The sequence below is a fragment of the Verrucomicrobiia bacterium genome, from assembly GCA_035629175.1.
Lineage (GTDB): Bacteria > Verrucomicrobiota > Verrucomicrobiia > Limisphaerales > DASXHY01 > DASXHY01.
In genome coordinates, this window is the sequence record DASPIL010000058.1 from 18,946 (window position 1) to 37,468 (window position 18,523).

At 58.8% G+C, this 18,523-nt stretch carries 12 protein-coding genes and 1 tRNA gene; 6 read left to right on the forward strand and 7 right to left on the reverse strand.

Annotation, left to right across the window (positions count from 1 at the left end):
• Window positions 1–94 precede the first annotated feature (94 nt).
• Window positions 95–817, forward strand: coding sequence for a methyltransferase domain-containing protein (locus tag VEH04_09260; protein ID HYG22958.1), 723 nt, complete (start codon window positions 95–97; stop codon window positions 815–817).
• Here VEH04_09260 and VEH04_09265 read toward each other — a convergent pair.
• The 4 genes from VEH04_09265 to icd form a co-directional block, all read right to left on the reverse strand.
• Window positions 717–3,911 carry a carboxypeptidase regulatory-like domain-containing protein gene (locus VEH04_09265; protein ID HYG22959.1) on the reverse strand — a complete coding sequence of 1,065 codons (3,195 nt, stop codon included), beginning with the start codon at window positions 3,909–3,911 and terminating at the stop codon, window positions 717–719. The two genes, VEH04_09260 and VEH04_09265, sit on opposite strands and share 101 nt — an antisense overlap.
• Window positions 3,912–4,184: 273 nt before the next feature.
• Complete coding sequence (locus VEH04_09270; GenBank protein ID HYG22960.1) at window positions 4,185–5,528, reverse strand: sigma-54 dependent transcriptional regulator; 1,344 nt, start codon at window positions 5,526–5,528, stop codon at window positions 4,185–4,187.
• Between the two features lies 1 nt (window position 5,529).
• Window positions 5,530–6,297, reverse strand: a complete 768-nt coding sequence (locus VEH04_09275; protein ID HYG22961.1) for a gamma-glutamyl-gamma-aminobutyrate hydrolase family protein — start codon at window positions 6,295–6,297, stop codon at window positions 5,530–5,532.
• Between the two features lie 137 nt (window positions 6,298–6,434).
• Window positions 6,435–7,700: an NADP-dependent isocitrate dehydrogenase gene (gene icd, locus VEH04_09280; protein ID HYG22962.1), complete on the reverse strand. Its 1,266-nt coding sequence runs from the start codon at window positions 7,698–7,700 to the stop codon at window positions 6,435–6,437.
• Between the two features lie 357 nt (window positions 7,701–8,057).
• On the opposite strand from icd, the gene VEH04_09285 reads away from it, so the two are divergent.
• Entirely contained in the window at window positions 8,058–8,555 is a 498-nt protein-coding gene (locus tag VEH04_09285) for a hypothetical protein (GenBank protein ID HYG22963.1), read from the forward strand.
• Window positions 8,527–9,354, forward strand: a complete 828-nt coding sequence (locus tag VEH04_09290; protein HYG22964.1) for a lysophospholipid acyltransferase family protein — start codon at window positions 8,527–8,529, stop codon at window positions 9,352–9,354. The genes VEH04_09285 and VEH04_09290 overlap by 29 nt, the downstream gene beginning before the upstream one ends.
• Before the next feature lie 54 nt (window positions 9,355–9,408).
• Here the strand turns inward: VEH04_09290 and VEH04_09295 are convergent.
• Window positions 9,409–9,483: transfer RNA gene (locus VEH04_09295), tRNA-His, on the reverse strand.
• 335 nt (window positions 9,484–9,818) lie between these two features.
• Window positions 9,819–11,159, reverse strand: a complete 1,341-nt coding sequence (locus VEH04_09300) for an acetylxylan esterase (GenBank protein HYG22965.1) — start codon at window positions 11,157–11,159, stop codon at window positions 9,819–9,821.
• 195 nt (window positions 11,160–11,354) lie between these two features.
• Between VEH04_09300 and VEH04_09305 the strand changes: the two genes are divergently transcribed.
• From VEH04_09305 to VEH04_09315, 3 genes are all read left to right on the forward strand, one after another.
• Window positions 11,355–12,446: an ATP-binding protein gene (locus VEH04_09305; GenBank protein HYG22966.1), complete on the forward strand. Its 1,092-nt coding sequence runs from the start codon at window positions 11,355–11,357 to the stop codon at window positions 12,444–12,446.
• A gap of 42 nt (window positions 12,447–12,488) precedes the next feature.
• On the forward strand, window positions 12,489–14,471 hold the full coding sequence (gene mutL / locus VEH04_09310) for a DNA mismatch repair endonuclease MutL (protein HYG22967.1): 1,983 nt from the start codon (window positions 12,489–12,491) through the stop codon (window positions 14,469–14,471).
• 67 nt (window positions 14,472–14,538) lie between these two features.
• On the forward strand, window positions 14,539–16,995 hold the full coding sequence (locus VEH04_09315; protein HYG22968.1) for a glycoside hydrolase family 2 TIM barrel-domain containing protein: 2,457 nt from the start codon (window positions 14,539–14,541) through the stop codon (window positions 16,993–16,995).
• A 195-nt stretch (window positions 16,996–17,190) separates the two neighbouring features.
• Here the strand turns inward: VEH04_09315 and VEH04_09320 are convergent, their stop codons facing one another.
• A complete protein-coding gene (locus VEH04_09320; GenBank protein HYG22969.1) occupies window positions 17,191–18,492 on the reverse strand; it encodes a glycoside hydrolase family 28 protein in 1,302 nt (433 codons plus the stop codon).
• Window positions 18,493–18,523: the final 31 nt, after the last annotated feature.

Below are 18,523 nucleotides of genomic sequence, written 5' to 3' on the forward strand. Positions count from 1 at the left end.
CTGGCGCGTGTGTTTGGCTGCGAGCCGTCTCCCGGCCAACCTTTCGAAAAATTTGTATCGATCTTCATCCTGGAAACCGGAAGCTAGGCGTCGCATGGCATTGGGGATTTACCAGTTGTATCGCCTGCTGCGGCAAGACGCCTTCCGCGAGAGACGCTGGCAGTTTTTCCTGCGGAACATGCAGCCCATGGATGCCACCCGTATTCTCGACCTCGGCGGCTACCCATGCAATTGGGAGTCTGTGCCGATCCTATCCCCGATCACATTCCTGAACACCGAATATCCTCCCGGCTGGCAGGTGAATTCAGGGCGGTTCCGCTCAGAGATCGGCAATGGTTGCGCCATGCCCTTTGCCGATCAGAGTTTCGACATCGTTTACTCGAACAGCGTGATCGAACACGTCGGTTCATTTGAAGACCAGCGAAGGTTTTCAGCTGAAATTAATCGCGTCGGCAAGCGCGTGTTCCTGCAGACGCCGAATCGCTGGTTTTTCCTCGAACCCCACTTCCTCGCGCCGTTTGTTCACTGGTTGCCGTGGCCGATGGCTAAACGATTGATTCAACACGTTTCCTTGCGTGGATTAATGCGGAGCGGCGACAACAAGGACCTGAAAGCTCTCGCAGACGAACTGCGTTTTGTGCGGAAGGCGGAACTGCGGCGATTCTTCCCAAATGCAGCGATTCATCACGAGCGCTGGCTCGGCATGACAAAAAGTTTCATCGCGATGGGGCCGGCGTTGGCGCCGTCGGCATCGAACGAAGGACAATATCGCCCACGGGAAGCGTCACCGTTGGATGAGCATTCTCCGGCACGGTGACGGTGATTTCGCCCTGGGCCACGATTTCGCCAGTAAATGAGCCCTCCCTCTTCGCAGTGGCCGTGACTCGAATCACATACTCGCCGGGCGTGATGGAATCCACCGTGAAGCTTCCATCCGCATTGGCCGCAACTGCATAAGTGCGGCGCTCGCGTTGGGCCGTTTGGAACTCAGGCGAAGTCAAAAATGCCCGAGCCTCCTCCGCAGATCCGAACTGCGGAATCGGGGGCATCTTGGAGGACAGCGTCCCGCTGATGACGAGCGCTCCTGCATCGGGGGGCTGCGTTTCCCAGCGAATATTTCCCGAAACAACCCCGCCTGATTCACCCAGGCGCACTCGCGTTGTCTGGCCCGCTTCGATCGTCACTGGGGTTTGATGGCTGAACATGCGGGTCCCCTGACCGATTGGAATCATCCGGACAATGGACCCTTCACCCGGTGGAATGCGTTCCATCGTGAAACTGCCTTGTTCATCCGTTTTGACCTGATGCGTTTCATAATCAGGCATTACTCCGGAGGACATCATCGAAAACAGCATTTCATGGCCGGCGGCGGGCTTTCCTGTGATGGATAACGTTCCCTCGATCCTTCCAAAGGCCTGCAACTGGATCTTGCCGTTGCTGCGCACCTCTTCCAAGGACGCCCAGCCAAATCCCGTCGTACCCAACGCCGCCAGCCTTCCCGCTGTCGCCGTGAGCGTAAGCTTGAAACGGCCGTTCGCATCCGTGACGGCCACTTTCGCGCTTCCATGGGATTCTATCCTTCCATTGCGGATTTGAATGTTCATCCCCGGATCATTGCCAGCGGCCACCATCGCCACACTGGCGCCTGCCGAAGGCAACCCGTCCGGTGTCATCACGACTCCTTCAAGAACGCCCGTGGATTTCATTCGAATGGTCAGCTGAATCACGCCGCCCCCGCCCGCTGGAAACGACTCGACCGAATCCGCATACCCAGTCGCGGCGGCCAGTATGGCATTGTGACTATGCTCATCGAGGGTCATCGCGAATCGTCCTTCAGGTGAATTGAACTCCTTGCGCATCAGAATGCCGTAGACACGGTCCCCACTGCGCGTCCCCACCCGCACATTGAAGTTCGTCACGGCCTGGCCAGTCGCATCGTCCAGGACGACTCCTTCAATCGTCCGTGCGCGCCGCATCGTGATCACCTTTTCCTCACCGGGTGGCACGGGCACATTGCGCATGGCTTCGTAGCCCGTCGCAAAAATGTAGAACGTCATGGTGTCGCGCGGGGCGCTGTCCCACTCGAAAACTCCAGCCTGATCTGTGGTGGTCGTGAACTCGATGACCCCCGGCCCCTGGGAGCCCAGTTCACCGTCCAGTCCCACCCTTGCTTCCGGCAACGGCTCGCCCGCTTCATTCTGCACCCGCCCCCTCACCAGTGAACCGGCCTGCACCTGTACCACGATCTCAGAAAGTCCCTGACGCACCACGATGTTTGTTGTGACAGTTTCAAACCGTCGCGCCATCACCGTCAACGGCGTGGATCCTTCGTAAACCTTCTTGAAGTCAAAGGAGCCATCCGCCGCGGTTGTTACTTCCTGCCGCTCCCGATAATGTCTGAGCCCAAGCCAGATGGTTGCGCCTGCGACTGGAACATTCTGTCCGTCAATCACGCGACCGCGCACTGGCACGCCGCGGGTCAACCTGGCCGTAAACTCCAGTTTTCTCAGTTGCCCCTCCGTGCTGGCCGGATTTCCCACCGTGAAGTTCGTGGAAAGAAATTCCGGATGTGAAACGGTAAAGCCGATTCTATGCAACAAATCTTCAGGAAGTCCCGAAATCGTCCAATAACCCCGCGCGTCGGTCATTACGACGCTGTTCGGAAAATCCGGACTTTCGCCCCGCGCCGCCCTCGGGTCATCGTCTCCCCCACTCCAAAACCGGTGAAACGCAAGCTGCGCCCCTGCGATGGGAACTTCGGCAGAATCCACGACAAACCCGCCTATGCGAACGCCTCCCCCGAGTTTCAACACATGACGTGCAGGAATCTCGTCCCCTGCCTCCAGGTTCCAACGAATCTTGCGTCCGCCATGCTCGTCATGACTCACGGAAAGATCGAGCGAGCTCAATTGCCGCGGTGGAAAACGCACCGCAGCGATGCCAAACTCGTCGGTCGGCATTTCAGATCGGGCCGGAGGCGAACGATCCGATGCGCGCGTTTCGATCCGCACCCTCGCGCTGGAAACTGGCATTCCAGCAGCCGATTGCACCACGAGTTCCAATTGCGCGGGTGGTTCAAGATCCCCGGGCTCAAGATCAGGCGACGCGTCCATCCGATGGCCGGGCGGCATGGAATCGAGAGTTATGGCGATGACAAACAGGGTCGCCATTCGCCTGGCGCTCACCCATTCCAGTCGCGTAACGGGTTTTGCAGGTTCGGGGTTGGCAAGGCTCACCCGATACAACCGTCGCCATCGTGCAGGTTGCGAATCCACTTCCGCCCAAACGACTTTCGAGTAGGGATAGGTCAGACGCGCCGGATTTTCGTAGGGCTCGCGTATCCAGTCCCGGATCTCATTCATGTAAGCGATTGCTGACCGGCGCGAAGTTCCATCCGAATAATGCCAGACCAGGTCTGCCGCCGCCGTTCCTGCTGAAGATTCATAGCGCGTTGCGCCTAACAGGTGAACGCTTCCAACGTTGGTTTCGGAAACTCCAGCGACGGTCAAAGGAACTGAAATCGCTGATCGGTAACCGCGTCGGCGTTGCTCCGATCCGATCCCTTGCAGTTGAAACATTCCCTCCAGCTTGAATGGAATACCCCCCAACACGTGGTCACCGCGTGGAATGTTTTTGTAGGCGTCGTCCCGCTGCCACGTGCCATTCTCGGCATCTGTGAAGATGGTGCTCAACGGCAATGGGATGATAAAGTCCGGGACGTTCTGATCGCTGGCCCATGCGGAACCCGCAGCGGCGTCTGCGATCGACGAACCCTCAGTTCCGGTTTCCATTTCGACGGCCTCGTCGCTTTTGATTGAAGGCCCGGGCCGCCGCGCATTTGTCCAAGTCAGAAGTCCGATCAAAACAGCGAGAAACGCGACTCCTCCCAGCACCGACGAGCGGATTTTCATGGAAACTCCTGTTGTTGGTGAATCCTCTTTCGACCCTCAAGGCCCACTGCCGTTCAATCAGTTAACGGGCGAGGCCGCAACTCCCGTGGCCGCGCGTGGGGGAGTTTTGCCCGCTGCTTTAGGCCGGCTTCCAAATCCTTCAGAACCGTGCGCCAGCTGGTCTGGGCTAAACGGATGACGCGCCGAAATCCCGCCGCGCCGGATGGTTGGTAACCTTCGATTCAGCCGCAGGTCATCCAAAAGGGAAGTCTGCGGCGCTCTGCACGGGAGCGGCTACACATCGATGCCGTACGCCTTGATCTTGTTGTAAAGCGTCTGGCGCCCGATGCCCAGGCGTTTGGCAGTTTCAAGCTTGTTGCCGCCCGTTTCCTTGAGCATCTGCACGATGGCATTACGCTCCACGCCCTCAAGCAGCGTGAAATTGGTGTCCATCGCCTGCTCGGATTCCGCGCGCGCGCTCGTGATCGAAAGATCGCTCGCATCGATGTCGTTGCTCTCGCACAACAACACCGCGCGTTGGATTTCATTCTGCAGCTGGCGGACGTTGCCGGGCCAGTCGAACGCTGTCAGGCGCTCAACCGCGGCAGGGGTGAACCCGCGGATCGGCCGCGCGGCCTGGGCCACGAAGCGTTTCAAGAATGCCTGGGCGAGCGGCATGATGTCCTCGCGCCGCTCACGCAGCGGAGGCAGCAACACCGAAATGGCACTGATCCGGTAGAACAAGTCCTCACGAAGCTTTCCATCCTTGATCGCCTCATCTGTTCTGCGATTCGTGGCGCCCACAATCCGGCAATTCGTCTTGTAACTGATCTTGCCGCCGACGGGCCGCACTTCCTGGTCCTGCAATACGCGCAGCAGCTTGCTCTGCGTATCGATTGGCATTTCCGAAATCTCATCGAGAAACAGCGTCCCGCCCTCGGCCTGGCGAAACAATCCTTCCCGGTCCGAATGGGCGCCCGTAAACGCGCCCTTCACGGAACCGAACAACTCACTCTCGATCAGTTCACGCGGCAGCGCAGCGCAATTGATCTTGATGATGCGCCCCTTGCTGCGGGGGCTCATCGCGTGAATCAGGTCCGCAATGACTTCCTTGCCCGTTCCGCTTTCACCCGTGATGAGGATGGAGACGTCGCTGGGCGCAACGCGTTCTACAGTGCGAACCACAGCCTGCATCTGGGGGCTTTGAAAGATAGGCGACGACCCGCCACTCATTGTGGACAGCGCGCGGCGCAACGAACTGTTTTCCTCGCCCTGCTGCTTGTGTTCAAGCGCTCGTTCAACCGTTACGAGCAGGCCCTGCGTGTCGAAAGGCTTGTTGAGAAAGTGATAGGCGCCGCGCTTGGTCGCCTCGACCGCCGCTTCAAAGGTGGCATTGCCCGTAAGGACGACGACTTCAGTTCCAGGCCATTGCTTTTTGATCTGCGGAAGAAGGTCCAGGCCGTCTGCATCGGGAAGTTTCAAGTCGAGCAGGACAACGTCCGGCTGGATCTCCGTGAACAGCTGCTTCAGCGCAGCACCGCTATCGGCCTCCGTGACATCATAGTTGTCCCGCAGAATGGCAGCCAGCAACTCGCGGATGTCCGCAGCGTCGTCAACGACGAGAATGTTTCCCTTCATATCATTTGGTCCGATGCCGCACGCAGGCCTGGGTGAACGCCCGAAAAAGAGCCCGGTGCTCCGCGTAACAGCTCGCCAGCCGCTCCGGGTGAAACTGAACGGCCAGCAGAAAGGGCAGCATGCCGGTCGCGTCAGGCTTCAGTTCCATGCTTTCAACAATCCCGTCCTCGCTCGTTCCCGTCGCCTGCAAAGGGCCGGCAACCCGTCCAACCGCCTGGTGATGCGTGCTGTTTACGCCCAGAATTTTCTTGCGCGTCATCTTGGAGATTAACGATTGCGGTGTCAACCGCACTTCATGAACCACCTCGTTGCGGCTGTCCATTCTTCGATGCTCGATCCCGTCCGGCACCTGCGATGGGATGTCTACAATCATCGTGCCCCCGAGTGCCACGTTTAATAACTGGTGCCCCCTGCAAATCGCGAACAGCGGCTTTTTCTGTCGAAACACCTCGTCGATCAGGATCAGTTCTCGGAAGTCCCGTTCGCCATTATCAGGCGTCGTTCCCACAGTCGCCCTGAGCTTTGGCGGAAGTTCATCGGCGTAAATCGAGGGTTCGATGTCGTCGCCGCCCGTCAGCAATACGCCATCGCATCGCCGGACGCACTCAGCAATCAATTCACGGGATTTCCCGACAGGCAGGGTCAGGGGAATTCCGCCCGCATCCGCGACCGCCCGCGGATACGCTTCCGAGAGGCTGATCGATCGATCCTCGAACTCAACCCCCGCGCTTTCAATGCTCGGCGAAACCAATATGAGTGGCGGATTCATTACGGGACTACGGGACTACGGGACTACGGGACTACGGGACTACGGGACCAAGGGACCAAGGGACCAAGGGACCAAGGGACCAAGGGACCAAGGGACTAAGGGACCAAGGGACTAAGGGACAACCGACAACTACTCATTCACATATTCTGAATTATGTTCGTCCCGAACTCGCTGCATTTGATTTCGGAGGCGCCTTCCATCAAGCGCGCAAAGTCATACGTCACACGCTTGCTGCCAATTGCCCCGTTCAAACCCTTCACGATCAGATCCGCCGCCTCGACCCAGCCCAGGTAGCGGAACATCATTTCGCCCGACAGGACAACCGATCCCGGGTTGACGACATCCTTGTTCGCATATTTCGGCGCGGTTCCGTGCGTCGCCTCGAAAATGGCATGGCCTGAGACATAATTAATATTGCCCCCAGGTGCGATTCCAATTCCGCCCACCTGTGCCGCCAATGCGTCGCTCAGGTAATCACCGTTAAGGTTCAAGGTCGCGATGACATCGAAATCCGTGGGACGCGTGAGCACCTGCTGGAGCGTGATGTCCGCAATGGCATCCTTGATGACAATCCCCGCGCCCGGCTTGCCGTCCGGAATTTTGCACCACGGTCCGCCGTCCAGTTCCGTCGCACCGAATTCATTCTTCGCCACGCCGTATCCCCAATCCCGAAACGCCCCTTCCGTGTATTTCATGATATTGCCCTTGTGCACGAGCGTGAGGCTCTTGCGCTTGTTGGCGATGGCATACTCAATGGCCGATCGGACCAAACGCTCCGTTCCCGTCTTGCTCACGGGCTTGATGCCGATGCCCACAACATCCGGCGTTTCGCCGAAGCGGATCTTCTTGAACTCCTTCGGAAACGCGTTCTTGAGAAACTCGAGGGTTTTCAACGCCTGTTCCTTGCCCGCTTCGAAATCAATGCCCGCGTAAATATCCTCCGTGTTCTCGCGGAAGATCACCATGTCGACCTTTTCCGGATGTTTCACAGGAGAAGGCACGCCCGTAAACCATTGCACGGGACGCAGGCAGACATAGAGGTCGAGCATCTGGCGCAGGGCGACGTTCAGGGAGCGGATGCCTCCGCCGACGGGAGTTGTGAGGGGTCCCTTGATGCCAACGAGGTATTCCTTGAATGCGTCAACCGTGTCATCTGGCAGCCAGTTGTTGAAGCGTTTGAAGCTTTCCTCGCCCGCGAAGACTTCGAACCACGAGATCTTTCGCTTGCCGCCGTAAGCCTTCTCGACTGCCGCGTCGAAGACCCGCACGCTGCTCGCCCAGATGTCTGGCCCTGTGCCGTCGCCGCGAATGAATGGAACAACGGGGTTCTCCGGAACGTTCAGCTTGCCGTTCGCGATCGTGATCTTTGCGCCTGCCGGCAGGGTGACATCTTTGTAGGCCATGTGCAATTCAGTTGGTTAACGGTAAAAATTGAATCCGCAGAGCAAACGTCCGATGCGCCCGGAAATCAAGGATAGAAACCGAGCCCGCGCGATGCGGTGCATGCTGGCACTGCCCCAGGCCACACTGCTGGAAAGCGCGGCGTTTACGCCGCTTGAGCGGGCGCGAATCCGTTGGGCTGGCGTTTCCTGCGATCCAGCGCAATCATTGAAGCGATCTGAAGATCGCGCTGCGGGGCAGTGTCGGGGAAACCGGCGGGATGGGGTCTTCGTGTGACTTTCCATTTGGCCTGATGAAAGATCTTCTCCTCGCATTCGGGCGAGGAATTTCCCTTGCCGATATGAAACAGCGAAGCAACTGTGTACCCGAACCTTCCCACATCCATGAACTTCGCGTTGAACACCCCGGAACAGATCGTTGGCTGGACCGCCATTCTGTTGTTGGTTGGGTTCGGAGTTGCCGTTGCGTTTCGCCGCATGGCCAGCGCGCCGCTCTCTCCTGATCCCTGGGATTCAGACGTCGCGCGCGATCTTGAAAGCGGGGATGCGACGCCCTTGTGCCATCGCTGCATCACCGAGCACGGTTTGAACGACAAGTTTTGCCCCAGGTGCGGCGCCCCGGTCGGACAGTACGTGAACTTCATGCCTTACGAATACCTGTTCTCCGTCGGGCACATGTTCCGTCTCGGCACCTCGGGCCAGGTCAAACGGTCGTTTATCACAACCGCTGGATTCCTCCTGGTCAGTTGCGCGGAATACATCATGTTTGCGCCCATCTACTGGATTGTCTTCCTCCTCAACCTGCGGCGGGAAAAGCAAAACACAACGCGTGCCGGACAACGAACGCCTGACACTTGAAGGGCCTTGCAGGAACAATGCGCTCGTGATGCGCGGAAAAAAACATCGGCTGCGAATCGTCTTCAAGTCGGTTTGGCTGTCGGCCGAGCTTGTGTTCGCAGCCATCCGTTATTTCATCACGTGCGGAATCGCACCCTCGCGTTGCCTTCCCGAACGACGCGCCGCATGGTTGCAGGCTTCCTCGCAGCGCGTCCTTCGCGTCATCAACACCCGCATTCATGCCTCAGGAAACATTCCCCAGCACGGATTGCTGGTGAGCAATCATCTCAGCTATCTCGACATCCTGGTCATCGCATCACTGACTCCCGCGGCGTTCGTGTCAAAGCACGAAGTCAAAGCCTGGCCTGTCTTTGGCTGGTTTGCGCGCATTGCCGGAACCGTTTTCGTCGATCGACAAAAACGTCATCAAACCGGGGTTGTGGCATCTGAAATGGAATCCGCACTGCAGCACTCCGTGGTGCTGGTGCTGTTTCCCGAGGGCAGGAATTCCAACGGCGACGCCGTGCTTCCGTTCAAATCGTCATTGTTGGAACCCGCTGTGCGGCTGCGCCCCAATCTCAGCGCGGCATTTATCTGTTACGAACTCGACGACGGAGATCCCGCGAACGAGGTGTGCTATTGGGGCGACATGGTCCTCGTGCCACACATGTTGAATCTTCTCAGCAAGCGAGGCGTTCGAGCGTTTGTCCGTTTCTCTGCCCATCCAAACTCTGCCTCCGACCGAAAACATCTTGCGCGGGAGCTGCATCGGAAAGTGATTGTGCTGAAATCAGAGCCGCTCGGTGCGGCCAACAGTTGAAGGTTAACATGTCCTGCTGGCTTAGGTGGTAAACTGCGGCTTTTGGAGAAGAGGTGGGGTGGCCAACGGGACTCGAACCCGCAACATCCAGAACCACAATCTGGGGCTCTACCATTGAGCTATGACCACCAACCGGGCGATACACTAGTTTTCGTGCCGGCCAACGTCAAGTTCGCGCAAGCACGTAACGCGGCGCCAAACCCGGATGGGAACGGGGCGCTGCTCGTCCCCGCACATCAGCGCGAAACAAACTCTTCCCGACGCGTCGTGTGCCATCGGATCGAAAAACGAAGTTGTCTCAAGCGAAGGTCACGAAGGACGTGAAGAAAAGTCGTTTAACAGGAGCACGCAGAGGTAGCCGAGGAGGCAGAGAACGACGCATCGGTATCCGTGTCCATCAGTGTTCATCCGTGGTCAAAGGCTTATCTCTAGCGCCTTCCTCTGCTCACTCTGCTTTCTCACGTTCAACGTGCTGTTTCTCCGCCGCGGGCCATTACCAGGTTCCGATCCGCGAAATCCAGGAACGTTTTCCAGTCCTCAGCTGTAATCGTGTGCCCGCCCGTATGGTAGAGAAATCCAACTGAGCCGTTCACGACAGGCTGATCCAGATCCGGAAGTTCCTTCACCCCCAAACCGGTTTTGCCCAACAATCGGTATACTGGTTCAGCAGCCACCGCTGCGAGAAATTGCCCGCGCGGATCCGCCCATTGATCCTGCGTTCCACCCGTAATGAACACGGGCCGCGGCGCGATGAGAGAGATCAGGAGATGCGAATCGACAGGCATCTCGTTCCATCGTCCAACATATTTCTGGAAGTTCCCGGCGAACTGCCATCCGAAGTTCGCGGCCATGTCATCCACCGTTTCGCCAAAATCGCGGCGAGCAAGGGACGCCCCCATCTCTCCCGAACAACTTGAAAACACCAGGGCGAACCGCGGGTCCTGTGCCCCCGCCCAGAGAACGGTCTTGCCCAGTCGCGAGTGGCCGATCAGCCCAATGCGTTGGGCGTCAATGCCGCGGTCTGCAGACAGATAATCCAATACGCGGCTGGCGCCCCACGCCCACACACTGATTGTTCCCCATTCGTCAGCGGCAGGTTCAGTTTGAGTTGTCGCCAGCGCCATTTTGCGAACACGGCTGAGGCTCCCCGCGCGTGAGTCGCCTTCGAAATCCGTGTAACGCAGCGTCGCATAGCCGAAACCGCGGCTCACTATTTCAGAAATTGGACCCGTCTCGTTGAACCGCGGGCGCGCCCCTGAATCATTCGTGACGCCAGAGGGAATTGGGCTCGCGCCGAAAAACGTCAGGTGCAGGAAAACAGGAACCGGCTGGGCGGCCTTGGCTGGCAAAACGATATGCAGCGTAACTGTATTGGTTCCAAAATGCCCGGCAACCTTCCTGTAAACAGCTGATCCGTTCAAAGCCGTCGCATTCGTTTCGGCAACTTCCCAGGTGATTCGTGGAACACTCTGCGGGACCCGTCCGTAAATCTCGGTTTGGTACAGCCCAAGTATTTCAGGGCGCCGGCGATTCACCCACGTCGCGGCGTCACTCACGCGCGTCCCATCCCGTAAAAGGAGGGGATCGGGCAATGTGTATTCGCCCACCCTGGCTTCATCGTAGTTCGACACATGGCCAGTCGGAGCGCGTCGAATCGGATTTCCCGCGGCGTCGGTTCGCGGAAGCGCATTCGTGACTGAAACGGTATTTGTGGAAACGGAACGCACCTCGGCTGCTGACAAAGCGACATGGAGAAAAGTGAGCGCGCCAACTCCAAGGAGGATCGCCGCCGGGAAGGTTTTCATGAAACGGACCTTAGCCGTGAGGTCCGCCAACGTCCAGCATCGGCACAGAGACCTCCCGGGCCGCCCGGACCGCAATTTCCAAACCCGGCGATACAGCAGACTCGGAGGTCTGCGCTGCAGAACTGAATTTCTTGGAAGCACCCGCCAATCGCATCTTGAGCTTTACCGCTCCCCTTTTTTTCCTAAAGTCCCAGCGTGGTTACTCTGGCTCAAAGCAAAGCCTTCCGCATGCTCGGTGGCGCTGAACGCATGGCGCTCGAACGGATCGCTGCCGAACAAAGCTACACGAAAGCGCAGACCATTTTTCGTGAAGGCGATGCTGGCAATGGCGTTTACGTCGTGAAGCAAGGCTGCGTCGAAATCTGCAGCACCGCGGTCGATTCGGAGCATCGGGTGTTTGCGGAGGTTCCGCCCGGCGAGATGTTTGGCGAGATGGCGGTGCTCGAAGTGAAGCCGCGATCAGCGACCGCGCGCGCCAGGGAAGATTGCGTCGTGTATTTCATCCCGCGCGATGAATTGCTGCTGCAGATCGAGCGCTCTCCCCTGCTCGCCCTGGAGTTGCTCCGCGCCATCAGCCGCCGCCTGCGCGACTTGAACCAGCGTTACATCCAGGATGTCCTCCAAGCCGAACGCCTTGCCGTCGTTGGCCGGTTCGCCAGGTCCATCATTCACGACATCAAGAACCCCCTCAACATCATCAGCCTGTCCGCGGAATTGAGCTGCCTCGATACCAGCACGCCGCAAACCCGCCAGCGTTCTTCGACGACCATCCGAAAACAGGTTGAACGCATCAATGATCTCGTCGGCGATATTCTTGATTTCACGCAGGGCGCCAGCAAGGACCTCATTCTCGGCATCGTGGATTACGACGCTTTTCTCCAGAAACTCGTCGACGATTTGCAGCCGGAACTGGAAATGCGCAACGCGCGCCTGGAAGTCGGACCCGTCCCAACTGTGCGTCCGCGGTTCGACCCGCGCCGGCTCCGCCGCGTCTTCAACAACCTTCTGCACAATGCAACCGACGCGATGCCCGGCGGCGGCGTCATCCGGGTCCGTGTCGCTAACCAGGAAAATGCGGTGCTGACTGAAATCGAAGACAGCGGACCGGGGATTGCGCCCGAGATTGCCGGCAAACTGTTTGAAGCCTTTGCCACGTTCGGCAAGGCGCATGGCACAGGGCTCGGTTTATCCATCTGCAAAAAAATCATTGAGGACCACGGCGGCCGCATCTGGACGCGTTCTGAACCTGGTCATGGCGCGATATTCTGTTTCACGCTTCCGCTATGACGCTGTGGAAGTGAGAATCCGCTGCTTGAACCATCCGCCCGCATGAATTGCATTCGCCTCTTATCCGACCAGGTCGCCAACCAGATCGCGGCCGGCGAAGTCGTGGAGCGTCCCGCCAGCGTGGTAAAGGAGTTGGTGGAAAATTCCCTCGATGCGCGCGCGCATCGGATCACGATTGAGATTCAGGCCGGCGGACGCAGCCTCATTCGCGTGACAGATGATGGCGTCGGAATGAGCCGCGACGATGCCCTGCTTTGCCTGGAACGCCATGCGACCAGCAAAATCCAGCGGGCGGACGATCTTGCGTCGATCTCCACGATGGGTTTTCGCGGCGAAGCCTTGCCGAGCATTGCGAGCGTCAGCCGCTTCATGCTCGTGACGCGTGAGCGAGAGAGCGGTTCGCCCGAGGGCACGCAGGTGGTCATCAATGGCGGAAAGATCGTCGAGGTCAAGGCGGCTGGGACCGCCCCGGGAACGACGATGGATGTGCGGCAGTTGTTCTTCAACCTTCCCGCGCGACGCAAGTTCCTGCGGACAGAAGAGACCGAAGCCGCGCACATTCAACATTACCTGACGCTCGCCGCGCTGGCGTATCCCGAGGTGGCGTTCACGTTTATCCGCGACGGCCGTGTCGTGTGGCAGCTCCCTGCTGCGCGAACAGGTGAAAACGTGGCCGACAAATTGGCCGGCCTTGAAGAACGGTTGCGCTCGCTGTGGGCTGGCGACCAGAAGCTCCTCCAGGTGGACTTTTCCGCCGATCTGCTCGACGCTGCCGATCATTACGAAGCCGAGGATCTGCTTCGCGATCAACCCTCCCGCACCCTGTTTCGCCTATGGGGCTTCATCGGTGCTCCGGGCGTGTCGCGTTCAACGAGGGAGGATCAACATCTGTTCGTCAACCGGCGCCCAGTGGAAAACCGGGGGCTCAACTTCGCGCTGCTCGAGGGCTATCACACGGCGCTGATGAAAGGCCGGTATCCCGTCGCTTGCCTGTTCGTCGAAATTGATCCCGCCGCCGTCGACGTAAACATTCATCCCGCCAAGCGGGAGGTGAAGTTCCACCGCGAAATGGATGTGCGACGCCTGGTGACCCGCGCTGTCCGGGAAACACTGCTGCGCTTTCATACACCCGCCACAGCTCCTGTTGCGGAGACTCCGATCGACCCGCCCGTTTCGATTCCACATCTTGCACCCGATTCATCGCTTGCCGCTGAGGCAAGCACACCGCAAACAGCGGCACTGCCGCATTTTCCCGCTGCGTTGATGCCGCAGCTCGAGGCCGCTCGTCCCGCGCCTCAACCTGCGCTGCGCCTCGGATTCTCTCCCGCAGAACCACGCCAACCCTCGGCGCCCACCTCGCCCGCCCATATTCATCCATCGACCCCCACGGCGCCTGCGCTCCCGCCACGATCTGCGGCAACCGGCCCTGTGCCATTGCTCAACGTTCCCTTGCGCCTGGTCGGAGTCGTGGGACGGCTCTACGTTGTCCTCGAGTCCGATCGCGGCCTGGTCCTGCTGGACCAGCATGCGGCGCATGAGCGGATTCTATTCGAGCAAATGCTGAGTCGCCTCGAACTGAAGCAGCAGGCCGATTCGCAGAAGCTTCTGTTGCCCGAAACCGTGGAACTCTCCGTCCGCGACGCGGGATTCATTCGCGATCATTTGGCCGTCCTCACACGACTCGGCGTCGGACTTAGCGAGTTTGGCGAACGCACCTTTCTCCTGGACGCATTGCCGCCGTTTGTTAAAGCGGGCAACCCGCGCCAATTCGTGCTCGAACTTGTGGACGAGCTGAAGGCCGCGGGAAGCCAAGTAAATTCTCTTCGCCTCGGCGAGCACGTCGTGGCGAAAACCGTTTGCCGCCACGCCGTCAAAGCGAATGATCCGCTCGCCGGACCCGAGTTGGAAAACCTGATCAACGACCTGCGCACATGCTCGATGCCTTACACATGCCCGCACGGCCGGCCCACGTTGATTGAGATGAATTTCCGCGAGCTGGAAAAGAAGTTTGGGCGCACGCAGTGACATCGTTCAACCTAGCTGCGAAACCTGAACCCGGCTTCGGCGTCTGTTGAGCCAACCTATGGATCGCATGTCCTGCCAAAACTTGGATTTCGCCGCTCGCCTGCGCGCGCACCTCTTCGCTGCGCTCTGCGTGTGCGTGCAACTGCTGGCTCCGCAGCTGCGGGCTGGGCCGCATCTCGCCGAGAATCAAGGCGGGCGGGTCGTTGTTGCCTTCGATTCAGATTGGCGATTCAGCCGCGGCGATTTCGCGAACGGGATGATCGCAAACTTCAACGATTCGAATTGGCGGCAGGTTGAGATCCCTCACGATTGGAGCATCGAAGGGCCGCTGGGCCCGGAATTCGCCAGCGGTTCAGGGTTCGCACCCGGCGGGATTGGATGGTATCGAAACCGTTTCACAATGGACCTGAGTGCCTCAAACAAACTTGTGGCAATTGCGTTCGACGGCGTCTATCAAAACGCGCAGGTCTGGATCAATGGCCACCTTGCGGGTGGACGCCCCTACGGTTACTCGAGCTTCGAGTGCGACCTCACCCCGCACCTCAAATTCGGCCGCGCGGGAAATGTCATCGCCGTCCGTGTGGATCACACCAAGTTCTCCGACTCGCGATGGTACACAGGGTCGGGAATTTATCGCCACGTCCGACTGAGGATGACCGATCGGGTCCGCATCGCGCCATGGGGAACGTTCGTCACGACTCCTGCGCTGAATTCGGATTCAGCCACGGTGCGCATTGAAACCGAACTTCGCAACGGCAACGCGGCGGATTCCAACCCCACGCTGCAAACGGAAGTCGTGAACCCGCATGGCGAAGTCATCGCTTCGAATGCGACAGCGACGCAGATAACCGCGGGCACCAATCGCTTCGTGGTTCAGGAACTCCAGGTGACAAAGCCAAATCTTTGGTCTCCTGATTCCCCGCAGCTTTACACCGTGCGACAGCGCCTCGTCGTGCAGGAACGCCTGTTGGATGACAACGATACGCCGTTCGGATTTCGCAACTTTCGCTTTGATGCGAACCGCGGCTTCTTCCTCAACGAAGTCCCGTTGAAGCTGAAGGGTGTTTGCCTGCACCACGACGCCGGAGCGCTCGGCGCCGCTGTGCCCGCACCAGTATGGGAGCGGCGCCTGCGCACGCTCAAGTCGATCGGCGTGAATGCCATTCGCACCAGTCACAATCCGCCCGCGCCCGAGTTGCTCGACCTGTGCGATCAAATGGGATTCCTCGTGCAGGACGAGGCGCTTGATGAGTTCACGCCACCGAAGAACAAGTGGGTCGAGGGGTGGAACGCCGGCGAACCGAGCCGCTTTGGCGCCGGGGAATTCTTCGAGCAATGGGCGGTTCGCGATGTTGAGGACATGGTTCGGCGCGATCGTAATCATCCGTCGATCATCATGTGGAGCATTGGGAACGAGATTGATTATGCCAACGATCCCTTTTCGCATCCCGTGCTCGGCTCGGAATTCCGCCCCGACCATCCTCGCGCCGAAAATATCGTCAAGCTCGCCCGCCCGCTCGTTGCGGCGGTCAAGCGCTTCGACACCACACGCCCTGTCACCGCGGCGCTGGCGAATGTGTTGATGTCCGATGCCGTGGGATTTGGCGAAGTGCTCGACATCGTTGGATACAATTATCAGGAACAGCGCTATCCGGAGGATCATGGGAAGTTTCCCGGCCGCGTCATCTACGGCAGCGAAAACAGCCACACCTGGAATGCGTGGGTCGCCGTCCGCGAGAATGAATTCATCGCGGCGCAGTTCCTCTGGACGGGCGTGGATTACCTGGGCGAAGCGGGGCGCTGGCCCGTCCACGCCAACGGATCGGGCCTGCTCGATTTATGTGGTTTCAAAAAACCGCTCGCGTGGTTCCGGCAAAGTCTCTGGAGCGAAAAGCCGATGGTGTATCTCTGCGCCACGCCGGGCGGCGATACAAACCGGCAGGGCCGCGGCCGTTTGCGCGCGGATGAAAGTTGGAACTGGAGCAGCAACAGCACCGTCACAGTGCGTTGTTACACAACGTGCGCCGACGTTGAACTCACCCTCAATGGAAAAGTCATCGGACGAAAATCAAAGGCTGAAGCGGTGGACGGCGCCTTGATCTGGCGCGTGCCCTTTGAACCGGGAACGTTGAAGGCCGCCGGTTTCAATGGAGCGACTGCCGCGGCCGAATTCTCGTTGCGCACTGCGGGTCCTGCTGCCCGTGTAGAACTGCTCGACGACTCAGGCGCCGCTCCGATTTCGTCATCGAGCAGGATTCGGCAGGTTCACTTTCGCATTGTTGACGACCAGGGGGTCCAGGTCCCGGATGCCGCTCATGAGGTGAACTTCGCGATCAGCGGAGACGCAAGGCTTCTCGGGATTGAGAACGGCAACCTTGCGAGCACGGAGAACTACCACGATCTAAAACACAGGGCGTACCGCGGGCACGGCTTGCTGATTCTGAAGAGCCCCGCCAACGCGGATGGCATCCAAATCTCTGCCACTGCGGAGGGCCTTTCAGGAACCACACTGTCCATGCCATAAAACGGAGCGCGGACTTGCAGCTGGCTTACAATCGAGGAACCCGGCGCGGTCTCGTGAGGGTTATGTCTGATAAAGCAAACGAGAACGACCTCTGCACGACGTAAACCGCCCGCCCAATTGAAAGCGCCAAGCCGGCTGCAATTACCGCAAGCCGCCGCTCCAGAACACTTGCCCGGCTGGGTTGCGCGCCGTGAATCACTTCGCCGGCAGGCCGCGAACTTCGGAACGAATCACCGTAAACGGCTCGCCCTTCTTCACGTTCACCGTCACGTTTTTAAGCTCAAGGCCTTTTGCGTTCGCAATCGTCAGGCCCGTTTGAGCGTGGATCGTCACGTTTTCCAGAACGAAATTCTCGATTGGCGCTTCCGGCAAACCCACGATCAGGCCGGCGGACTTCGTTGAATAGGCCGTGAGATTGCTGATGCGGATGTTCTTGTACATCGGCGTGGTTTCGGTCACGGGTTGGGCTGGGTCGTTCTCCAGCATCTTGAGCTGCGAACTGTTCTGGTAATAACCGGCGAACGACAACGCGGGATAAACGTTGGTCATCACAATGCCGGTATAAGTGACATTCTCGACCCGCCCGCCACGATCCCGCCGGGATTTGATTCGGATGCCGTTCTCGGTGCCATCAAACCGGCAGTTCTTCACGGTGATCCCTCGAACACCGCCAACCACTTCGCTGCCGATCGATAAACCGTGACCGCGCCGGAATTCGCAATCCTCAATCAAAATATTCTCCACTGCGAACTCGCGGCCAGGAACCTTCTTTCCGGATTTGATGGCAATGTTGTCGTCGCCGACGTCAATGAAGCAGCGGCGAATGATGATGTTGCGGCTGATGCTGGGATCAATTCCGTCCGTGTTTGCAGCCTCTTCAGGCGCAATCACCCTCACGTCTTCAATCACGACGCCATCACAGTCGGTCGGGACAAAATGAAACTTGGGCGCGTCCCGCAGCGTAATGCCAGACATGCGGATGTTTTTCCCGCGATTCAGCACGATCAGATTTGGACGCGGCAATGTGTAGCCCGAAACTTTTTTGCGAGCCTCCTCCGCCGGAATCCACCACTTCTCACCTGAACCATCGATGGTCCCCTTCCCCGTGATCGTGACGTCCTCCAGATCTTTTCCGCCGATGAAGGGTTGAAACGGGCCTTTGCTGGTGCCGTCGAGAATCTTCTCCCAGGTGACGCCGGCAGGAAGGTAATGCGCGGGTTCATCCGTGGCCTTCAGCACCGCCCCTTCCTCCAGCAGCAGCGTCGTGCGCGTGCGGATGGTCAGCGGCTGGCTCAGGTAGACGCCCGCCGTCAACCGCACGGTGCCGCCCTCTTTGCCAGCGGTGTCGAGCGCCTTCTGAATCGATTCCGTGTCAAGCGCGCGTCCGTCACCCTTTGCGCCGAATTGCCGGACATCAAAAATCTTCGACGCACCGTTAGCTGATGCCGTTCCCACGGTCAGTCCCAGTGCCAGCCAAAGTCCAAAGGCTCTGTTCATAGTTCAAATTGAAAGTTGTTGGATGTTTCGA

Excerpts from the sequence above, each read along its gene's own strand:
- VEH04_09260 (HYG22958.1), top strand. The coding sequence starts at position 95 with ATGGCATTGGGGATTTACCAGTTGTATCGCCTGCTGCGGCAAGACGCC.
- VEH04_09265 (HYG22959.1), bottom strand. The coding sequence starts at position 3,911 with ATGAAAATCCGCTCGTCGGTGCTGGGAGGAGTCGCGTTTCTCGCTGTT.
- VEH04_09270 (HYG22960.1), bottom strand. The coding sequence starts at position 5,528 with ATGAAGGGAAACATTCTCGTCGTTGACGACGCTGCGGACATCCGCGAG.
- VEH04_09275 (HYG22961.1), bottom strand. The coding sequence starts at position 6,297 with ATGAATCCGCCACTCATATTGGTTTCGCCGAGCATTGAAAGCGCGGGG.
- icd (HYG22962.1), bottom strand. The coding sequence starts at position 7,700 with ATGGCCTACAAAGATGTCACCCTGCCGGCAGGCGCAAAGATCACGATC.
- VEH04_09300 (HYG22965.1), bottom strand. The coding sequence starts at position 11,159 with ATGAAAACCTTCCCGGCGGCGATCCTCCTTGGAGTTGGCGCGCTCACT.
- mutL (HYG22967.1), top strand. The coding sequence starts at position 12,489 with ATGAATTGCATTCGCCTCTTATCCGACCAGGTCGCCAACCAGATCGCG.
- VEH04_09315 (HYG22968.1), top strand. The coding sequence starts at position 14,539 with ATGTCCTGCCAAAACTTGGATTTCGCCGCTCGCCTGCGCGCGCACCTC.
- VEH04_09320 (HYG22969.1), bottom strand. The coding sequence starts at position 18,492 with ATGAACAGAGCCTTTGGACTTTGGCTGGCACTGGGACTGACCGTGGGA.